At 44.9% G+C, this 2,750-nt stretch carries 3 protein-coding genes; all 3 read right to left on the reverse strand.

The genetic code is table 11. The features are described 5' to 3' along the window. On the reverse strand, positions 1–924 hold a 924-nt coding region (locus tag L5L94_RS21695), incomplete at its 3' end, for an RHS repeat-associated core domain-containing protein (RefSeq protein WP_317629656.1). Positions 925–1,140: 216 nt separating this feature from the next. Then, positions 1,141–1,812 (reverse strand): GAD-like domain-containing protein, encoded by a 672-nt coding sequence (locus L5L94_RS21700; RefSeq protein WP_263165015.1) that lies wholly within the window; start codon positions 1,810–1,812, stop codon positions 1,141–1,143. Between the two features lies 1 nt (position 1,813). Further along, positions 1,814–2,750 (reverse strand): polymorphic toxin type 15 domain-containing protein (locus tag L5L94_RS21705; protein ID WP_263165017.1); only part of this gene is annotated, 937 nt, incomplete at its 5' end.

The raw sequence follows: 2,750 nt of genomic DNA on the forward strand, positions 1-2,750 counted from the left end.
GATCCCTTCTACGGCCCACTCTATCGGTAATAATGTTACGGATTGTAATCCCGGTTCTTCTGGTGGAGGACCATAAGCCACTTCTCCTAAACCTTCCTTGCAACTCAGTCCCAACGGATCTATCCAGTTGATATGATTGGGCGCATATCGGTAATGGTTTATGCCCCCTAGCAACCCTATTGGGTCTTGACTGATAAAACGGCCTGTTTCGGGGTCGTAGTAGCGGAAGTGGTTGTAGTGTAAGCCGCTCTCCTCATCATAATATTGCCCCTGAAACCGCAGCGGATTAGAAATCACATTAACGCTGACTGTCGCTTGGCCCAAGGCCGAGTAACTCGCCTGCCAAACGAGATGATTGTGTTGATCTAATAACGCGAACGGCGTGCCGAGTTGATCCAACTGATAGTAATACACTTCACCTTGCACAATGAGCGCGAAAGGTCTGTAGCTGTGGCTACTATTCCCTGCGGGTTCGTACAAGTACCAAGTGAATGTATCTTGGCAGTGTTCGCCTATCAGCTGATTGCCATCCCACAAATAGTCGATGCGACCAGCGGCGGAAATTTTTGCGCTGCGGCGCCCTAAGGCATCATATTCATAACGGGTCAGATTTTGGCCATTGTGTAGGCTTATCAGTTGATTAAACCCGTTAAATTCCCGTTGCTGCTGTTGCTTATGCCCTTTAACGCCAAGTTGATTACCGCTGGCATCATATTGATAGTGGACCTGTGACTCATCTAGCGAACGTTCAGGATAACGCGCTAATCTGTCCTGGCTAACAACCACGCCCTCACCCACAGGATTACCGAAACTGTCCCAGCGATAAGCTTCATTTTGACTCGGTTCAGTGTGATGACGCTTTTGAATTAATTGATCTAACGTATTGTATTCATAATCCAACTGACCCGTTTGGCTGTCATGCAACTGAACTAACTGATGGCGAGCACTGTAACTATAACTGCGTTCATGCAGTCAAGATTAACAACTGAAGGAACCATATTGATGTGAATGTGAGGAGAAGTTCACTTGTGCCATAGGGCGCGATGTATTTTATACAGCCATACATTAGACTGCCAAGCCAGCGTTTTGGCTTAAAAAGATTATTGGGTATGGAAAGTGTCATCTTTTTAAGCCAAATAACTATTTGTCTCGATGTAAAGCGTTTGAGAGGGCAACAATATCTGCCATCACTTGTTTCTCACCCAATTCGGCCAAGAAAGCGAGATGTTCTAAAGCTTTTACTTTTTGTAAATTTTCCAGTTTTGGGGCTCCACCGAGAGCCAAAGCAGGTACAAAAGCATACATTTCATCGGCTTCTAACGGCCCTAATTTGATCATAGCTCTCTTAAATAGAGGATTACCTTCAGTATCTAGAATTTCCATACTCTTTTTTGAGTTAGTAGCGAAAAATAATTCAACGGTGCGTTCCGCCCCTCTTCTCTTCAAATCTTCAGTTTTATCCGTGGGAAATATCATTCCATAGCAAGGATTGATATCTAGGCTTGGTCCAGAAGCTTCGCCCCAGATCAATAAACGCCCGAAAGCTGTTCGACCGATAACATAATAGTTATCCTTGTCGACGAAGGGGGTGCCAGCCAACCACAAGTCCAAGATTTCACTGTAATTTTCCGGATTCACCGTCCAAAAAATACCCTCGCCCCAGCCACAGAAACCATATTCCTGCCAATATTCCAACAGCCTAGCCGGTAGCTTATCTTCAAAAGACCGTAAAATAGCCTCGGATGGTAGTTCCGATTTTATCGCCGGGCCAAACCCTCCAAAATTATAAAATTCATCAAAATAGTCATTCATTTTATTTACACCTGTGTAGATCGACATTCATTAATGTATCGGGTCCCAGTTCATCTAATACTTTTTTAGCTTCAATATCCATCAAGTCGACTCGACCTAGTGTATCTCCCCCCTTAGTCTTCCATTGAGAGCCAATTGATTGGTTGACACTGGCATCACCTAAGTCAAACACTATATCTTTACCACCAGCAATCATGTCGGGATTATGCAGTGCATTTAAGGTCTTCATATCATTCAAAGCTAATTCTGCTGCCTTATCTAACGCTTCTTGTCCAAATATTCCTTTATCACGAAGTTGTTCACGATACGTATTGATTAACTTCTCTTTGAAATCTTCTCTTGCTTGTTTTTGCGCAGCACCCGTGCCTTTACGACCTATAGCGTTATAGGATTCTCTATTATCCAGATACTCCTTAACCGACATCTTGTTGATGCCATCTTGCTGACCTTTGAGCTGTCTATCGTACTCGATATCCGAGCCTTTGCTATTCTTCTTGAAACAGGCGACCTTATGCTTTTTCATCAGGCTGGCTTTTGCCACGGTCAGCGCTTTATTGCTGGGTACCTCGACATTATCCAACTTCTTAACCACGGGCTCCAGTACCTTATCCGCTACTTTTCCAGGGATCAACGCAACGGCCATAGTAGCAGCGCCGGCCAAGGTGGGGCCAGTTTCCAACATAGTTGAGAGTTGCTCGATAGAATCTGCGATCCCTTCTACGGCCCACTCTATCGGTAATAATGTTACGGATTGTAATCCCGGTTCTTCTGGTGGAGGACCATAAGCCACTTCTCCTAAACCTTCCTTGCAACTCAGTCCCAACGGATCTATCCAGTTGATATGATTGGGCGCATATCGGTAATGGTTTATGCCCCCTAGCAACCCTATTGGGTCTTGACTGATAAAACGGCCTGTTTCGGGGTCGTAGTAGCGGAAG

Origin of the sequence: Shewanella sp. SM21 (genome assembly GCF_025654335.1) — a bacterium.
GTDB classification, from domain to species: Bacteria; Pseudomonadota; Gammaproteobacteria; order Enterobacterales; family Shewanellaceae; genus Shewanella; species Shewanella oncorhynchi.

Coding starts and splice junctions, on each gene's coding strand:
- L5L94_RS21700 (WP_263165015.1), bottom strand. CDS start 1,812: ATGAATGACTATTTTGATGAATTTTATAATTTTGGAGGGTTTGGCCCG.